General features: G+C 60.3%; 10 protein-coding genes. 1 reads left to right on the forward strand and 9 read right to left on the reverse strand.

Annotated features, from left to right (window positions below; all coding sequences use genetic code 11):
• Positions 1-54: 54 nt before the first annotated feature.
• Complete coding sequence (locus CKW21_RS01320) at positions 55-318, reverse strand: DUF6124 family protein (protein WP_095192227.1); 264 nt, start codon at positions 316-318, stop codon at positions 55-57.
• A gap of 429 nt (positions 319-747) precedes the next feature.
• Positions 748-1,644 carry a LysR family transcriptional regulator gene (locus tag CKW21_RS01325; protein ID WP_095192228.1) on the reverse strand — a complete coding sequence of 299 codons (897 nt, stop codon included), beginning with the start codon at positions 1,642-1,644 and terminating at the stop codon, positions 748-750.
• Positions 1,645-1,812: 168 nt separating this feature from the next.
• Here CKW21_RS01325 and CKW21_RS01330 point away from each other — a divergent pair, with 168 nt between their 5' ends.
• Entirely contained in the window at positions 1,813-3,039 is a 1,227-nt protein-coding gene (locus CKW21_RS01330; protein WP_371917496.1) for an MFS transporter, read from the forward strand.
• Between the two features lie 125 nt (positions 3,040-3,164).
• On the opposite strand, the gene hemE is transcribed toward CKW21_RS01330, so the two are convergent.
• The 7 genes from hemE to pilQ all read right to left on the reverse strand — a co-directional run bounded on the left by hemE (position 3,165) and on the right by pilQ (position 16,259).
• Entirely contained in the window at positions 3,165-4,232 is a 1,068-nt protein-coding gene (hemE, locus tag CKW21_RS01335; protein WP_095192230.1) for a uroporphyrinogen decarboxylase, read from the reverse strand.
• Positions 4,233-4,473: 241 nt separating this feature from the next.
• A complete protein-coding gene (locus tag CKW21_RS01340) occupies positions 4,474-5,892 on the reverse strand; it encodes an FAD-dependent oxidoreductase (RefSeq protein ID WP_095192231.1) in 1,419 nt (472 codons plus the stop codon).
• A 127-nt stretch (positions 5,893-6,019) separates the two neighbouring features.
• Positions 6,020-10,468, reverse strand: a complete 4,449-nt coding sequence (gene gltB, locus CKW21_RS01345; RefSeq protein WP_095192232.1) for a glutamate synthase large subunit — start codon at positions 10,466-10,468, stop codon at positions 6,020-6,022.
• A gap of 349 nt (positions 10,469-10,817) precedes the next feature.
• Positions 10,818-12,413: an AAA family ATPase gene (locus CKW21_RS01355; RefSeq protein WP_095192233.1), complete on the reverse strand. Its 1,596-nt coding sequence runs from the start codon at positions 12,411-12,413 to the stop codon at positions 10,818-10,820.
• A gap of 10 nt (positions 12,414-12,423) precedes the next feature.
• Positions 12,424-13,524: a 3-dehydroquinate synthase gene (aroB, locus tag CKW21_RS01360; protein WP_095192234.1), complete on the reverse strand. Its 1,101-nt coding sequence runs from the start codon at positions 13,522-13,524 to the stop codon at positions 12,424-12,426.
• 148 nt (positions 13,525-13,672) lie between these two features.
• Positions 13,673-14,191, reverse strand: coding sequence for a shikimate kinase AroK (gene aroK / locus CKW21_RS01365; RefSeq protein ID WP_056725695.1), 519 nt, complete (start codon positions 14,189-14,191; stop codon positions 13,673-13,675).
• A 4-nt stretch (positions 14,192-14,195) separates the two neighbouring features.
• Entirely contained in the window at positions 14,196-16,259 is a 2,064-nt protein-coding gene (gene pilQ / locus CKW21_RS01370; protein WP_095192474.1) for a type IV pilus secretin PilQ, read from the reverse strand.
• Positions 16,260-16,262 lie beyond the last annotated feature (3 nt).

Raw genomic sequence — 16,262 nt, forward strand, 5'->3', positions numbered from 1 at the left:
TTGCCGCCTTCGCGAGCAGGCTCGCTCCCACAAGGGGCCCGCCTGCCCAGACGATCACGGTGGATCAAGGTTATCCAGCACCCGACTCACCGCCAGTTCCCCCAGCATGATCGATTGCTGAATCCCCAGCAGAGTGTGGCTCTGCGATCCCTTCAGATCCCTCGCAAAATCACTCGCCATCACACTCGCTGATGCCAGCGATACGCAGGCGTATTCCAGCAGGGTGTGGTTGTCGATATCGGTGGCGATGAGGAAGATCGGGCTGGGTTGGCGTGGCGCGTCCGGATCGGTGTCCGGTGGATTGGGCGTATGGGTCATGAGTCAGCGTCCTGAAAAAGAAGGGTGGCAGCTGTACGCAGGTTAGTAGACCGGTTCGCTTCAATCCGGCGCACCCGAAGGTGCCCTGCGCACAGCTACCGTCAAGGGCAGGTACGAAAGTACCTGCCTATCAGGAGCGCAAATGCACTTAAAGCGAAACGGGCTACTAAACCCGATCACTGACATTCAGTGACGCGAATCAAGTTAGCGACGACCCTCAAAGCGCACAAGCCGGCGGATTCTGGAGTAGTTGTAGGCAGGGCCGCAAGGCGCTGTAGCCTGTTGGAGGGATTTCAGAAATATCTTACGGCCAGCGGTGATGTTTCTGATTTCCTGTAGGAGCGAGCTTGCTCGCGATGATCGTGAACGATGGTGCGTGCTTCCTGAGTACACGCGGTGCTCTTTAGTCCATCGCGAGCAAGCTCGCTCCTACAGTGACTCGACCTTGCGCGTGAGCAGTTCGACAAACGCCCGCGCCATCGCCGACCTCTGATCCTTACGCTGCACCAGCCACACCGCCGACACCGCCGCCGGATCCAGCAACGGCCGATAAACCACACCATCGATGCGCATCCGCTGATAAGACGCCGGCAGCACCGATACGCCCAACCCCGCCGCCACCAACCCGATGATGGTCATCGCCTCGCCGGCCTCCTGGGCGAAGTGCGGGCTGAAGCCGGCGTCCCGGGCCAGGCTGAGCAATTGTGCGTACAGGCCACTGCCGTAGCTGCGCGGGAAAAACACGAAAGGTTCCAGGGCCAGTGCCGACAGGAACAAGCCTTCCTCACTGTCCTTCACCAGCGGATGCTTGGAGCTGAGCACCGCGACCAGCGGCTCGCGCATCAGCTCGACCACAGTGAGCGAATCGGGCAGCCCGAGCGGCCGCATGATTCCGACTTCGATGGATTCATCCACCAATGCATCGGCCACTTGGGTACTGCTCATTTCCCGCAGGTTCAGGTGCACCGCCGGGAAGCGCTGGCGAAACGAGAAGATCGCCTGGGGGATCGTCGAATTGAACGGCGCTGACGAGGTGAAGCCGATTTTCAGTTCGCCCAACTCACCCAACTGCGCCCGACGCGCAACATCTGCCGCCTTGTCGACTTGCGCCAGCACCAGACGCGCCTCTTCCAGGAACAACCGACCGGCCTCACTCAGCTCGACCCGACGATTGGTACGCTCGAACAATCGCGCGCCGACCTCCTGCTCCAGCGCCTGAATCTGCTGACTCAACGGTGGCTGCGAGATGCCCAGCACCTGTGCGGCGCGGCCAAAATGCAGTTCTTCGGCGACGGCGATGAAGTAGCGCAGATGACGCAATTCCATGAACACCTCATTGGGTCGTTAAAGCTATCAAACAGGTCGAACAATATATTGGATTGAATCATTAGCCAGCTATATGCTTTTTTCATTGCCTGACCGGCTGTGCTCTCTCCGAGGTCGAACGTGAAAACTGCTGTCGCTCCACTTGCCCATGAAGTTTCCCCCTCAGCGCTGGACGATGTTGCCGTCGAACTGAAGGAGATCTACATCGAAAAAGGCACGCCGGCATTTATGCGCACGGTGCTGGCACTGTTCTGCGGCGGCTTCGCGACTTTCGCCCTGCTCTATTGCGTGCAACCGATGATGCCGCTGTTGTCCCAGGAATACTCCATCAACGCGGCCCAGAGCAGCCTGATCCTTTCAGTGGCCACTGGCTTGCTCGCCATTGGCCTGCTGATCACCGGCCCGATCTCTGATCGCGTCGGGCGCAAACCGGTGATGGTTGCGGCACTGTTTGCCGCCGCGCTGTGCACCATGGCCAGTGCGATGATGCCGAGCTGGCATGGCGTTCTCTTGATGCGCGCATTGATCGGCTTGTCATTGAGCGGCCTGGCCGCGGTCGCCATGACTTACTTGAGTGAAGAAATCCACCCGCAACACATCGGTCTGGCCATGGGCTTGTACATCGCTGGCAACGCCATCGGCGGGATGAGCGGACGTTTGATTACCGGGGTGTTGATCGATTTTGTCAGCTGGCATTCAGCGATGCTGGTGATCGGTGGCCTGGCGCTGATCGCGGCGGCGGTGTTCTGGAAAATCCTTCCCGAATCGCGCAACTTCCGCGCCCGTTCGCTGCATCCGCGCAGCCTGCTCGACGGTTTCACCATGCACTTTCGCGACGCCGGTCTGCCGCTGCTGTTCCTCGAAGCCTTTGTGCTGATGGGGGCGTTCGTCACACTGTTCAACTACATCGGCTACCGCCTGCTGGCCGAGCCGTACCACATGGACCAAGCCTTCGTCGGCTTGCTCTCGGTGGTCTACCTGTCGGGCATCTACAGTTCGGCGAAAATCGGCTCCCTGGCCGACAAGTTGGGACGGCGCAAAGTTCTGTGGAGCACCATCGTGCTGATGATCGCAGGTCTCGCGCTGACGATGTTCACGCCGCTGCCACTGGTGATATTCGGCATGCTGGTGTTCACCTTCGGCTTCTTCGGCGCCCATTCGGTGGCCAGCAGCTGGATCGGCCGTCGCGCCACCAAGGCCAAGGGTCAGGCGTCGTCGCTGTACCTGTTCAGCTATTACGCCGGGTCGAGCATCGCCGGCACGGCAGGCGGGGTGTTCTGGCATGTGGGGGGCTGGAACGGCATCGGCTTGTTCATTGGTGGGTTGTTGGTGGTGGCGTTGTTGATCGCGTTGAAGCTGGCCAAGTTGCCGCCGTTGGGTGGCGTAAAAGCCTGAATTCGACCGCCACAAACAACTGTGGGAGCGAGCCTGCTCGCGAAAGGGCTTCACATTCAACATCGCTGCTGACTAATCCACCGCTTTCGCGAGCAGGCTCGCTCCCACATTGAACCGGGCGCTGGTTATTCGTGATACTGCGCCGACAACTCATGCACCGCGCGCAAGAAAGCGCCAGCGTGTTCCGGATCGACTTCCGGCGTGATGCCATGGCCCAGGTTGAACACATGGCCGCTGCCCTTGCCGTAGCTGGCCAGAATACGCCCGACTTCCGTGCGGATGGCTTCAGGCTTGGCGTAGAGTACGGTCGGGTCCATGTTGCCTTGCAGTGCGACCTTGTCGCCGACACGGGCGCGGGCGCTGCCGATGTCGCAGGTCCAATCCAGGCCCAAGACATCAGCACCTGCATCGGCGATGCTTTCCAGCCACAGGCCGCCGCTCTTGGTGAACAGGATCACCGGCACCTTGCGGCCTTCGTGCTCGCGGATCAGGCCGCTGACGATTTTCTTCATGTAGGCCAGGGAGAACTCCTGGTACGCCGCCGCCGAGAGGGCGCCGCCCCAGCTGTCGAAGATCTGCACCGCTTGCGCACCGGCCATGATCTGGCCGTTGAGGTAGCTGGTGACCGTCTGCGCGAGCTTGTCCAGCAGCAGGTGCAAGGCTTGCGGGTTGTCGTAGAGCATGGTTTTGGTCTTGCGGTAGTCTTTCGACGAACCGCCTTCGACCATGTAGGTGGCCAGGGTCCATGGGCTGCCGGAGAAGCCGATCAGCGGCACACGACCATTGAGTTCGCGGCGGATGGTGCTGACAGCGTCCATCACGTAGCCCAGGTCTTTCTGCGGATCGGGAATTGGCAGGGCTTCGATGTCGGCCAGGGTGCTGACGACTTTCTTGAAGCGCGGACCTTCGCCGGTTTCGAAATACAGGCCTTGGCCCATGGCATCCGGAATGGTGAGGATGTCGGAGAAAAGGATCGCCGCATCCAGCTGTGGATAACGGTCGAGCGGCTGCATCGTGACTTCGCAAGCGAACGCCGGGTTCATGCACAGACTCATGAAATCACCGGCCTTGGCGCGACTGGCGCGGTATTCCGGCAGGTAACGGCCGGCTTGACGCATCATCCACACAGGGGTGACGTCTACGGGTTGCTTGAGCAGTGCGCGCAGGAAACGGTCGTTCTTCAGGGCAGTCATGTCGGCATCCGGAAAAAAAGTGCGGGCATTTTCTCAGAGGTCGACGCAAAAGGCACGGCAAGCACCGCACCTTTTGTCTATCGGGTCAATTTGTCGCGGGGACACACGGATTTCAGCGACACCTGAAAACCAATGTGGGAGCGAGCCTGCTCGCGAAGAGGCTGGCACATCCAACATTGAAGTTGGCTGACAGACCGCTTTCGCGAGCAGGCTCGCTCCCACAGGGTTTTGTGTCGCCTGGTTAAACGCCCAGGTAATCCAGGATCCCTTCAGCCGCATTACGGCCTTCGAAGATCGCCGTCACCACCAGATCGGAACCGCGCACCATGTCGCCACCGGCGAAGATTTTCGGGTTGCTGGTCTGGTGCTTGTACTGACCTTGTTCCGGTGCCACGACGCGGCCCTGGCTGTCGGTCTGGATGCTGAACTGCTCGAACCACGGCGCCGGGCTCGGGCGGAAACCGAAGGCGATGACCACGGCGTCGGCCGGGATGATCTCTTCGGAGCCCGGGATCGGCTCGGGGCTGCGACGGCCACGGGCGTCCGGTTCGCCGAGACGGGTCTCGACCACCTTCACGCCTTCGACCTTGTCCTCACCAACGATGGCGATCGGCTGGCGGTTGTAGAGGAATTTCACGCCTTCTTCCTTGGCGTTCTTCACCTCTTTGCGCGAGCCCGGCATGTTCGCTTCGTCACGACGATAGGCACAGGTCACCGACTTGGCGCCCTGGCGGATCGAAGTCCGGTTGCAGTCCATCGCCGTGTCCCCGCCACCGAGTACCACGACCTTCTTGCCTTTCATGTCGACAAAATCTTCCGGCGACTTTTCAAAGCCCAGGTTGCGGTTGACGTTGGCGATCAGGAAATCCAGCGCGTCATACACGCCCGGCAGATCCTCACCGGCAAAGCCGCCTTTCATGTAGGTGTAGGTGCCCATGCCCATGAACACGGCATCGTATTCTTCGAGCAGTTGCTCCATGGTCACATCCTTGCCCACCTCGGTGTTGAGGCGGAACTCGATGCCCATGCCGGTGAAGACTTCGCGTCGATTGCTCAGCACGGTCTTTTCCAGCTTGAACTCGGGGATGCCGAAGGTCAGCAGACCGCCGATTTCCGGGTTCTTGTCGAACACCACAGGCGTCACGCCACCGCGCACCAGCACGTCGGCACAACCCAGGCCCGCAGGACCTGCACCGATGATGGCGACACGCTTGCCGGTCGGCTTGACCCGGGACATGTCCGGGCGCCAGCCCATGGCGAACGCGGTGTCGGTGATGTACTTCTCCACCGAACCGATGGTCACCGCGCCGAAGCCGTCGTTGAGGGTGCAGGCACCCTCGCAAAGACGGTCCTGCGGGCACACCCGGCCGCAGACTTCCGGCAGGGTGTTGGTCTGGTGCGACAGCTCGGCGGCGGCGAGGATGTTGCCCTCGGCCACCAGTTTCAGCCAGTTGGGAATGAAATTGTGCACCGGGCACTTCCATTCGCAATACGGGTTACCGCAACCCAGGCAGCGGTGGGCCTGGTCGGCCGACTGCTGGGGTTTGAACGGTTCGTAGATTTCCACGAACTCTTTCTTGCGTTGACGCAACAGTTTCTTCTTCGGATCCTTGCGCCCGACCTCGATGAATTGGAAGTCGTTGCTGAGACGTTCGCCCATCTTCAAAACCTCTTACACGACAGCTTCAAGCTACAAGCTTCAAGCTGCAAGAAAATCAAATTCATCCGATACACCGCGCATTGCTCCAAGCTTGTCGCTTGAAGCTTGCCGCTTGCAGCTGCGTCGTTTATTGCGGACTCGCACGAGTACTGGAGAGCAGAGATTTCAAGCTCGCCGCCTTAGGTTTGACCAGCCAGAAACGACGCACATAGTCATCGAGGTTCTCGGCGAGTTCACGACCCCACTCGCTGTCGGTTTCCTCGACGTACTCGTTCAGCACGCGTTGCAGATGGCTACGGTAGGCTTCCATCGCCTCGCCGCTGATCCGCTGGATTTCCACCAGTTCGTGGTTGACCCGGTCAACGAAGGTGTTGTCCTGGTCGAGCACGTAGGCGAAACCACCGGTCATGCCAGAGCCGAAGTTGTAACCGGTCTTGCCCAAGACGCAGACGAAACCACCGGTCATGTACTCGCAGCAGTGATCGCCAGTGCCTTCCACCACGGTGTGGGCACCAGAGTTACGCACGGCGAAACGCTCGCCCGCGGTGCCGGCGGCGAACAGCTTGCCGCCCGTGGCGCCGTACAGGCAGGTGTTGCCGATGATGGCACTGTCCTGAGTCTTGTAGACGCTTCCCTTGGGCGGAACGATGACCAGTTTGCCGCCGGTCATGCCTTTGCCGACATAGTCGTTGGCATCGCCTTCCAGGTACATGTTCAGGCCACCGGCGTTCCACACACCGAAGCTCTGGCCAGCCGTGCCCTTGAAACGGAAGGTGATGGGCGCGTTGGCCATACCCTGGTTGCCGTGCTTACGGGCGATTTCGCCGGAGATCCGCGCGCCGATGGAACGGTCGCAGTTGCAGATATCCAGCTCGAATTCAGCGCCACTCAGGTCGTTGATTGCCGAGGTGGCCATGTCGACCATTTTCTCGGCCAGCAGGCCCTTGTCGAACGGTGGGTTGCGCTCGACGCCACAGAACTGAGGCTTGTCTGCCGGCACGTGATCGCTGCCCAGCAACGGGGTCAGGTCCAGGTGATGCTGCTTGGCGGTCTGGCCTTCGAGCACTTCCAGCAGGTCGGTACGGCCGATCAGCTCTTCAAGGGAGCGCACGCCCAGCTTGGCCAGCCACTCACGGGTTTCTTCGGCGACGTAGGTGAAGAAGTTCACCACCATGTCGACGGTACCGATGTAGTGATCCTTGCGCAGCTTCTCGTTCTGAGTCGCAACGCCGGTAGCGCAGTTGTTCAGGTGGCAGATGCGCAGGTATTTGCACCCCAGGGCGATCATCGGCGCGGTGCCGAAGCCGAAGCTTTCAGCGCCGAGGATCGCAGCCTTGATCACGTCGAGGCCGGTTTTCAGGCCGCCGTCGGTCTGCACCCGGACTTTGCCGCGCAGGTCGTTGCCACGCAGGGTCTGGTGGGTTTCGGCCAGGCCGAGCTCCCACGGAGCGCCCGCGTATTTGATCGAGGTCAGCGGTGAAGCACCGGTGCCGCCGTCGTAGCCGGAAATGGTGATCAGGTCGGCATAGGCCTTGGCCACGCCGGCGGCGATGGTGCCAACGCCCGCTTCTGCTACCAGCTTCACCGAGACCAGCGCCTTCGGGTTGACTTGTTTCAGGTCGAAAATCAGTTGCGACAAGTCTTCGATCGAGTAGATGTCGTGGTGCGGCGGTGGCGAAATCAGGGTCACGCCCGGCACTGCATAACGCAGCTTGGCGATCAGACCGTTGACCTTGCCGCCTGGCAGTTGACCACCTTCGCCGGGCTTGGCGCCCTGGGCGACCTTGATCTGCAGCACTTCGGCGTTGACCAGATACTCCGGGGTCACACCGAAACGGCCGGTTGCAACCTGCTTGATTTTCGAGCTTTTGATGGTGCCGTAGCGCGCCGGGTCTTCGCCGCCTTCGCCGGAGTTGGAACGCGCACCGAGGCGGTTCATGGCTTCGGCCAGGGCTTCGTGTGCTTCCGGCGACAGGGCGCCCAGCGAGATGCCGGCGGAATCGAAGCGCTTGAGCACCGATTCCAGTGGTTCGATCTCACTCATGTCCAGCGGCGTGTCGAGGGTTTTGACTTTGAGCAAGTCGCGGATCATCGACACCGGACGGTTGTCCACCAGCGATGTGTATTCCTTGAACTTGCTGTAGTCGCCCTGCTGCACCGCGGCTTGCAAGGTGTTGACCACGTCCGGGTTGTACGCGTGATACTCGCCACCGTGGACGAACTTCAGCAGGCCGCCTTGCTGGATCGGCTTGCGCGGGCTCCAGGCTTCGGTGGCCAGGGCTTTCTGCTCGGCTTCGATGTCGACGAAACGCGCACCCTTGATGCGGCTCGGTACGCCACGGAAGCTCAGGTTGCAGACTTCCTCGGACAGGCCGATGGCTTCGAACAGCTGCGCACCACGGTACGAGGTGATGGTCGAGATGCCCATCTTCGACAGGATCTTGAGCAGGCCTTTGGTGATGCCCTTGCGGTAGTTCTTGAACACCTCATAGAGGTCGCCCAGCACTTCACCGGTGCGGATCAGGTCGCCCAGCACTTCATAAGCCAGGAACGGATAGACCGCCGAGGCGCCGAAACCGATCAGCACCGCGAAGTGATGCGGGTCACGCGCGGTCGCGGTTTCCACCAGGATGTTGGAGTCGCAACGCAGGCCTTTTTCGGTCAGGCGGTGGTGTACCGCACCGGTCGCCAGGGAGGCGTGGATCGGCAGCTTGCCCGGGGCAATATGACGGTCACTCAGCACGACCTGGGTGCGACCGGCGCGTACGGCCTCTTCAGCCTGATCGGCAACGTTGCGGATCGCCGCTTCGAGGCCGACGCTTTCGTCGTAGTTGAGGTCAATGATCGCGCGCTCGAAGCCCGGACGATCGAGGTTCATCAACGAACGCCACTTGGCCGGGGAAATGACCGGCGAGCTGAGGATCACGCGCGAAGCGTGTTCCGGCGACTCCTGGAAGATGTTGCGCTCGGCGCCGAGGCAGATCTCCAGCGACATGACGATGGCTTCACGCAGCGGGTCGATCGGCGGGTTGGTGACCTGCGCGAACTGCTGGCGGAAATAGTCGTACGGCGTACGCACGCGCTGGGACAGCACGGCCATCGGCGTATCGTCGCCCATGGAACCCACGGCTTCGTAGCCTTGTTCGCCGAGCGGACGCAGCACCTGGTCGCGCTCTTCGAACGTGACCTGGTACATCTTCATATATTGCTTGAGCTGATCGACGTCGTAGAACGCCGAACCGTGGTCGTTGTCTTCCATAGTCGCCTGGATACGCAGGGCATTCTTGCGCAGCCATTGCTTGTACGGATGACGGGACTTCAGGCGGTTGTCGATCGCATCGGTATCGAGGATCTGACCGGTTTCGGTGTCCACGGCAAAGATCTGGCCCGGGCCAACGCGACCTTTGGCGATCACGTCTTCAGGCTGGTAGTTCCAGACACCGATTTCCGACGCCAGGGTGATGAAACCGTTCTTGGTGGTGACCCAACGCGCCGGACGCAGACCGTTACGGTCGAGCAGGCACACCGCGTAGCGACCGTCGGTCATGACCACGCCCGCCGGACCGTCCCACGGTTCCATGTGCATCGAGTTATATTCGTAGAACGCACGCAGATCCGGGTCCATGGTTTCGACGTTCTGCCACGCAGGCGGAATGATCATCCGCACGCCACGGAACAGGTCGATACCACCGGTGACCATCAGCTCGAGCATGTTGTCCATGCTGGAGGAGTCGGAGCCGACACGGTTGACCAGCGGACCGAGCTCTTCAAGATCGGGCATCAGGTCGTTGGCGAACTTGGTGCGACGGGCCACGGCCCAGTTGCGGTTACCGGTGATGGTGTTGATCTCGCCGTTGTGCGCCAGGAAGCGGAACGGTTGAGCCAACGGCCATTTCGGCAGGGTATTGGTGGAGAAGCGCTGGTGGAACACGCAGATTGCGGTTTTCAGGCGCTCATCGCTCAGGTCTGGATAGAAGGCGGTCAGATCCGCCGGCATCATCAGGCCTTTGTAAATGATGGTCTTGTGGGAAAAGCTGCAGATGTAGTGATCGACGTCGGCAGCGTTGGCCACGGACGATTTACGACGCGAACTGAACAGCTTGATCGCCATTTCCTGGTCGCTCAGGCCTTCACCGCCGATGAACACTTGCTCGATCTGCGGCAGGCGCTCAAGGGCCAGGCGGCCGAGGACGCTGGTGTCGATCGGCACTTTGCGCCAGCCGACCAGTTGCAGGCCGGCGGCCAGAATCTCGCGGTTCATGTTCGCGCGAGCGGCTTCGGCTTTGACCGGGTCCTGGTTGAAGAAGACCATGCCCACGGCATATTGCTTGGGCATTTCGACGCCGAACGTTTCCTGGGCGATGGCTCGCAGGAACACGTCCGGCTTTTGAATCAGCAGACCGCAACCGTCACCGGTCTTGCCGTCGGCATTAATCCCACCGCGGTGGGTCATGCAGGTCAGGGCCTCGATGGCCGTTTGCAAAAGGGTATGACTGGGCTCGCCCTGCATATGGGCTATCAGGCCGAAACCGCAGTTATCCTTGAATTCATCTGGTTGGTACAGACCTGCTTTCATAGACACTTTCTCACCAGGCTGCCTCTTAACAAGGCAAATTTCTTTTCAATTCAACCACTTGCCATCCGCGCCGAACGTACGCCAGCTTTGCGGGGGCAAAAGGGAGGTCATTGTACACACCGACACTTGGCCTCACAAATTTGACGACGAAATGTCGCAAATCTATGTCGCATTTGTGAAAGGTTTAAAGCGATCTGCTGTGCTAGTCAAAACTTTTTTAATTTTGACCGCAACGACTCAAAGACTACTGTGACGCAGACACCACAACGCACGCGTCCCGAAGGGCGCATGCGTTGCAGAAATTTTGAGGTGCCGGGAGAGAGGCGGCCTGGGTAAGGCCGCCGAATCTTCAGCGAGCTGTTGCCAGTTCCTGTTGGACACTGGCGACAGAGCGTGGCCAAGGTTTACCAGCCTGAACCTTCGCTGGCAAGGCCTTGATGGCGGTAACAGCTGCATCGCGGTTGGCGAAGCTACCGTAAGTGATGACGTAAAGCGGTTTGCCGTTGAGGACTTTCTTGAAATAACGGTACTCGCCACCCTGCTCCTTGACGAAGCTTTGCGCGGTCGCCTCGGAGCTGGTGCCGAGGATTTGTACCACGTAATTACCCGGCGCCTGACCGGCGTACCAGGTACCGCCAGCGGCCTTGGCCACGGTGGCCGGCTTCTCGGCAGGCTTGGCAGCAGCGGCCACGGCCGGTTTGGCCTGCGCCGGAGCAGGCTTGGCGGCAGCAGCTGGAGCCGGTGCCGGCTTGGCGGTAGCGACTTGAGTCGGTGCCGGTGTCGGTTTGGCCGCTGGCGTTGGCGTTGGCGCCGGGCCAGCCGGGGCACCCTCAGGTGGCGCGATCGTGGTCACAGTCGGCGGCGTTGCGCTGGAGCCTTCCACCGGCACACCATCGTCGCCCTCGGTGATGCCACCGGCGGCTTCGGCGAGCGGGCCACGCATGACCGGTTGAGAATTACCGACCAACGGCAGTGGCATCGGTTGCGTGTTGCCGGCGAATTCGACGGCTGGTGCGCCGCCGTTCGACGCCCCCTGGCCGAGCGGCAATTGCGCCTGCTCGTTGGCGGGTACCCCCGTGGTCGGTGTTTTGGTGCGACCCGGCATCAGCCAGGCGGCGGCTACCGCGACCACAACGACGGCGGAAATCGCCAATACGTGTTTCTTCGGCATATTGAACCCCATACTTGGACGCTTGACCGCTGAGCGGCTGGCAATCATGGCTTCGATCATTGCATCGCGGGCGACCTGGTTGATGTTGCCAGGCCAACCGTCGGAGCTTTCGTGAATATCAGAGATCTGATCCGCGGTGAAAAGTTCGATACCCCGACCCGCGCCCTCAAGACGCTGCTCCAGATATTCGCGGGTTTCTTCTTCCGTGTAAGGCTGCAACTCGATGACGTGGAAGCGCTCTTCTTCGAGATGCAAAGCCTCAAGCTGGGCAATGAACGACGACTCGCCGAACAGGAACACATGCGGACGACCTTCCGGCGCACCGGCAGCCAGCGCCATCAAGGCTTCGAGCGCAGACTCGTCGAGCTGCTCGGCATCATCCACCAGCAGATAGACTTCCTGCCCCGTGAGCGCGAGCTGCACCACCTGATCCAGAATGGCACCGATCTCGGCCTGGGCAATGTCCAGCGCCTGGGCGACCTGACGCAGTACGCCAGCCGAATCCCCAGCGCCACGAGCGGAAACCACTACGCTTTGCACCGACTGCTTGTTGGTGCTGGCCACCAGGGCCTGACGCAGCAGGGTCTTGCCACTGCCTTGCGGGCCAGTGACCACCAGCAGCAACTGGCTGTAGCGCGCCAGGTGGTGCAACTGCCCCAGCACCGGTTTGCGCTGGGCCGGGAAAAACTTGAAGCCAGGCACCCGTGGAGCAAAAGGGTCATGACTCAACTGGTAATGGCCGAGGAAAGCCTCGTCGGCATGCAAACTAGTCATCGCGTTCTTATTAACCTTTAAGCTGAGCCAGGGCGCGGTAATCCGCTCCCAGCGTGGCCTGTAGAACCTCTTTCGGATAATCGTCGGTCACCACTGCTTCGCCCATGCGGCGCAGCAGCACCAGGCGCAATCGACCGTCGATCACTTTTTTATCAATTGCCATGTGTTCGAGGAAATCGGCTTCGCTCATCTCTTCAGGCGGGATGACCGGCAGGCCGGCACGCTGGAACAGACGAATGCCACGGTCGCGGTCCTGTTCGCTGATCCAGCCCAGGCGTGCGGACATTTCCAACGCCATCACGGTCCCAGCGGCAACCGCTTCGCCGTGCAGCCAGACACCGTAACCCATATGGGTTTCGATGGCGTGACCAAAGGTATGCCCCAGGTTGAGCGTGGCACGTACACCGGTCTCTTTTTCGTCAGCTCCGACAACCGCCGCCTTGGCTGCGCACGAGCGCTCGATGGCATAAGTCAGCGCTTGCTGATCAAGATTGCGCAAGCGATCGACGTTATCTTCGAGCCAGGTCAGGAACGGCTCATCGCAGATCAGTCCGTACTTGATGACTTCGGCCAGACCGGCGGACAGCTCGCGGGGCGGCAGGGTCTTGAGGGAAGCAGTGTCGATCAGCACCACGTTCGGCTGGTAGAAAGCGCCGACCATGTTCTTGCCCAGCGGGTGATTGATACCGGTCTTGCCACCCACCGAAGAGTCGACTTGCGACAGCAAGGTGGTCGGAACCTGGATGAAATCGACACCGCGCTGGTAGCAGGCGGCCGCAAAACCGGCCATGTCGCCGATCACGCCGCCACCGAGGGCAATCACCGTGGTACGGCGGTCGTGCCGTGCGGTCAGCAGACCATCGAAAATCAGTTGCAGGGTTTCCCAGGTCTTGAAGGCTTCACCGTCGGGCAGCACCACGGAGATCACCGAGAATTGCGCGAGGCTGCGGGTCAAACGTTCGAGATAGAGCGGCGCAACGGTTTCGTTGGAGATGATGGCCACTTGCCGTCCGCGGATATGCGGGGCCAGCAGCTCGGGCTGATCCAACAAACCTTCGCCAATATGAATCGGGTAGCTGCGCTCGCCTAGATCGACCTTGAGTGTCTGCATGTGTCCCCACAGTGAAGATGGAATCAGGCATCCTGCCTTGAGTTAACGAATGTCCACGGCCTCTGCTGTGACGCCGTTCGGTAGCCGTTCGCCACAACCTTGAGCGGTCGTGGCAGGACGCCGAGGATAGCGCATTTCGCGCTGCGCATTAACGGGGAGGCAGCTGCTGCAAGCGTTCGAGAATATCGAGCACGACCATTCGCGGCGGCCGCTCATCGGTTTCCACCACCAGATCGGCGATTTCCCGATAAAGCGGATCACGGATTGCCAGCAGATCCCGAAGGGTCTTGGCCGGATCGGCAGTGCGCAACAGGGGCCGATTGCGATCACGGGATGTACGACCGACCTGCTGCTCGACGGACGCATGCAGATAGACCACCCGTCCGCCGGCATGCAGTGCCCGGCGATTGGCTTCGCGCATGACCGCGCCACCACCGGTCGCCAGCACCACACCGTCGTAATCGCAGAGTTCGGCAATCATTGCCTGCTCGCGGTCACGAAAGCCCGGCTCGCCTTCCTTGTCGAAGATCCATGGGATATTGGCGCCCGTGCGTAATTCAATTTCCTTATCGGAATCTTTGAATGGCAAGCGCAGCTCTTTGGCCAGCAACCGGCCGATGGTGCTCTTTCCAGCCCCCATCGGTCCTACAAGAATCAAATTTCGCACAGAATCAACGACTCACAGCAATCGCCTGGTTATTCATGATACGCGGTGTGAGAAACACCAACAGCTCGGATTTTTTCTCCGAAACCACGTCACGCCGGAAAAGGCGGCCAAGATACGGCACATCGCCAAGAAATGGCACCTTATCTACAACCTTGCTTTGAGTATTTGAGAAAACGCCACCAATGACGATGGTCTCGCCATCGTTGACCAGGACCTTGGCGTTGACCTCGTTTTTCTTGATGGGCGGCACATCCTGCACCTTGTTCAGGTAGTCCGGTTCGTCCTTGGTGACCTTGACCTCCATGATGATCCGGTTGTCCGGGGTTATCTGCGGCGTGACTTCCAGCGACAGCGAGGCCTCCTTGAAGGACACCGAGGTAGCGCCGCTGGAACTGGCTTCCTGATAGGGAATTTCGGTGCCCTTGAGGATCTTGGCGGTCTCCTTGTCCGACGTGACCACCTTGGGTTGCGAGACGATTTCGCCGTTACCGGTTTTTTCCATGGCCGTCAGCTCCAGATCAAGCAACACGTTATCGGTGATGAACGCGATGCCGATCCCCGAGGTATTCCCCGCCGCACCCAAGTCGACGAACGGCGTATTGGTGCTGGTGCTTCCCGGCGTGCCGATGGTCGTGGAAGCGTTCGCACCGTTACTGACGCCGGAAGTATTCCAGTTGCCTTTGTTCTGGATCGAACCGCCCCAGCGCACGCCGAGGCTCTTGTCATAGTCGACGTTGGCTTCGACGATTCGCGCCTCGATCATCACCTGACGTACCGGGATATCCAGTTGCGCCACGATTCGACGCAGTTCATCGAGCCGATCCTGGGTCTGGTAGGCAATGATGTTGTTGGTCCGCTCATCGACAGTGATCGAACCCCGTTCGTCGACCTTTGCCTCGGCGCTGGTCACCGACTGGAACAGCTTGGCAATATCGGCCGCCTTGGCGTAATTGACCTGAAGCAATTCGCGCCGCAATGGCGCCAAATCCTCGATCTGCTTCTGCGACTCCAGTTCCTGACGTTCCCGGGCGGCGATTTCATCGGCCGGCGCCACCAGCAGGACGTTACCGATCCTGCGCTTGTCCAACCCCTTGGTTTTCAACACCAGATCCAACGCCTGATCCCACGGCACGTTTTGCAAACGCAGGGTGATGCCCCCTTGCACCGTGTCACTGGCCACCAGATTGAGATTGGTAAAGTCGGCGATCAGTTGCAGTACCGAGCGCACATCGATGTCCTGGAAGTTCAGCGACAGCTTTTCACCGCTGTAGGCGTAGCGGTCGGCATTGCGCTTTTGCAGGTCAACGACGGACATCGGGCGAATGCTGACGGTCAGCTTGTTGTCGGTCTGATAGGTCGAATAGTCGAAGGCACCACTGGGTTCGATCGTGATCGTGGCCCTGTCACCTGTGGCGCCGGCATTGACGAACTGCACCGGCGTGGCGAAGTCCTTGACGTCCAGGCGTACGCGCAATGGTTCAGGCAATCGGGTCCTGGCGAAACTCAGGACGATTTTGCCATCACGCTCCTGAATGTCTGGCGCAATGGATGGGTCCGACAAATCGATCACCACATTGCCTTCGCCCTGGGTGCCGCGCTGAAAATCCACTGCGCGAATGGCCTTCGTCGTCGGCGCAAGTGCACGCGCCGGGGCCACAGCAGCTGGTGGCCTGGATGTCGTACTTTTGGCGCCCGGGCCCACCACCACAAACAAGTTGTTGCCTTCGACCCGTGCGTTGTAAGGGGTCAACTGGGTCAGATTGATGATCAGCCGCGTGCGATCCCTGGCTTCGACCACCGTCGCACTTCGGGCATTGCCACTGCCCAGATCGCGCGTTTTGTTCGTCAGCTGACTGACGACACCGGGCAAGTCCAGCGCGATCCGCGCAGGCGACTCCGTCGTATAGCCATGGGGCATCGGAGGTTGTTCATCGAACGCCAGCTTTAACTCGACGCGGTCCCCAGGCAGCGAGGCGACATCCACTGCCTTGAGGTTGACCGCTTGTACCATCGGCGACAGCAGCGCTATCCATAGCGACACTCCGAGGGTGGAGAAAATCCTGTTCATCAT

Origin of the sequence: Pseudomonas sp. Irchel 3A7, assembly GCF_900187565.1 — a bacterium.
Taxonomy (GTDB): Bacteria; Pseudomonadota; Gammaproteobacteria; order Pseudomonadales; family Pseudomonadaceae; genus Aquipseudomonas.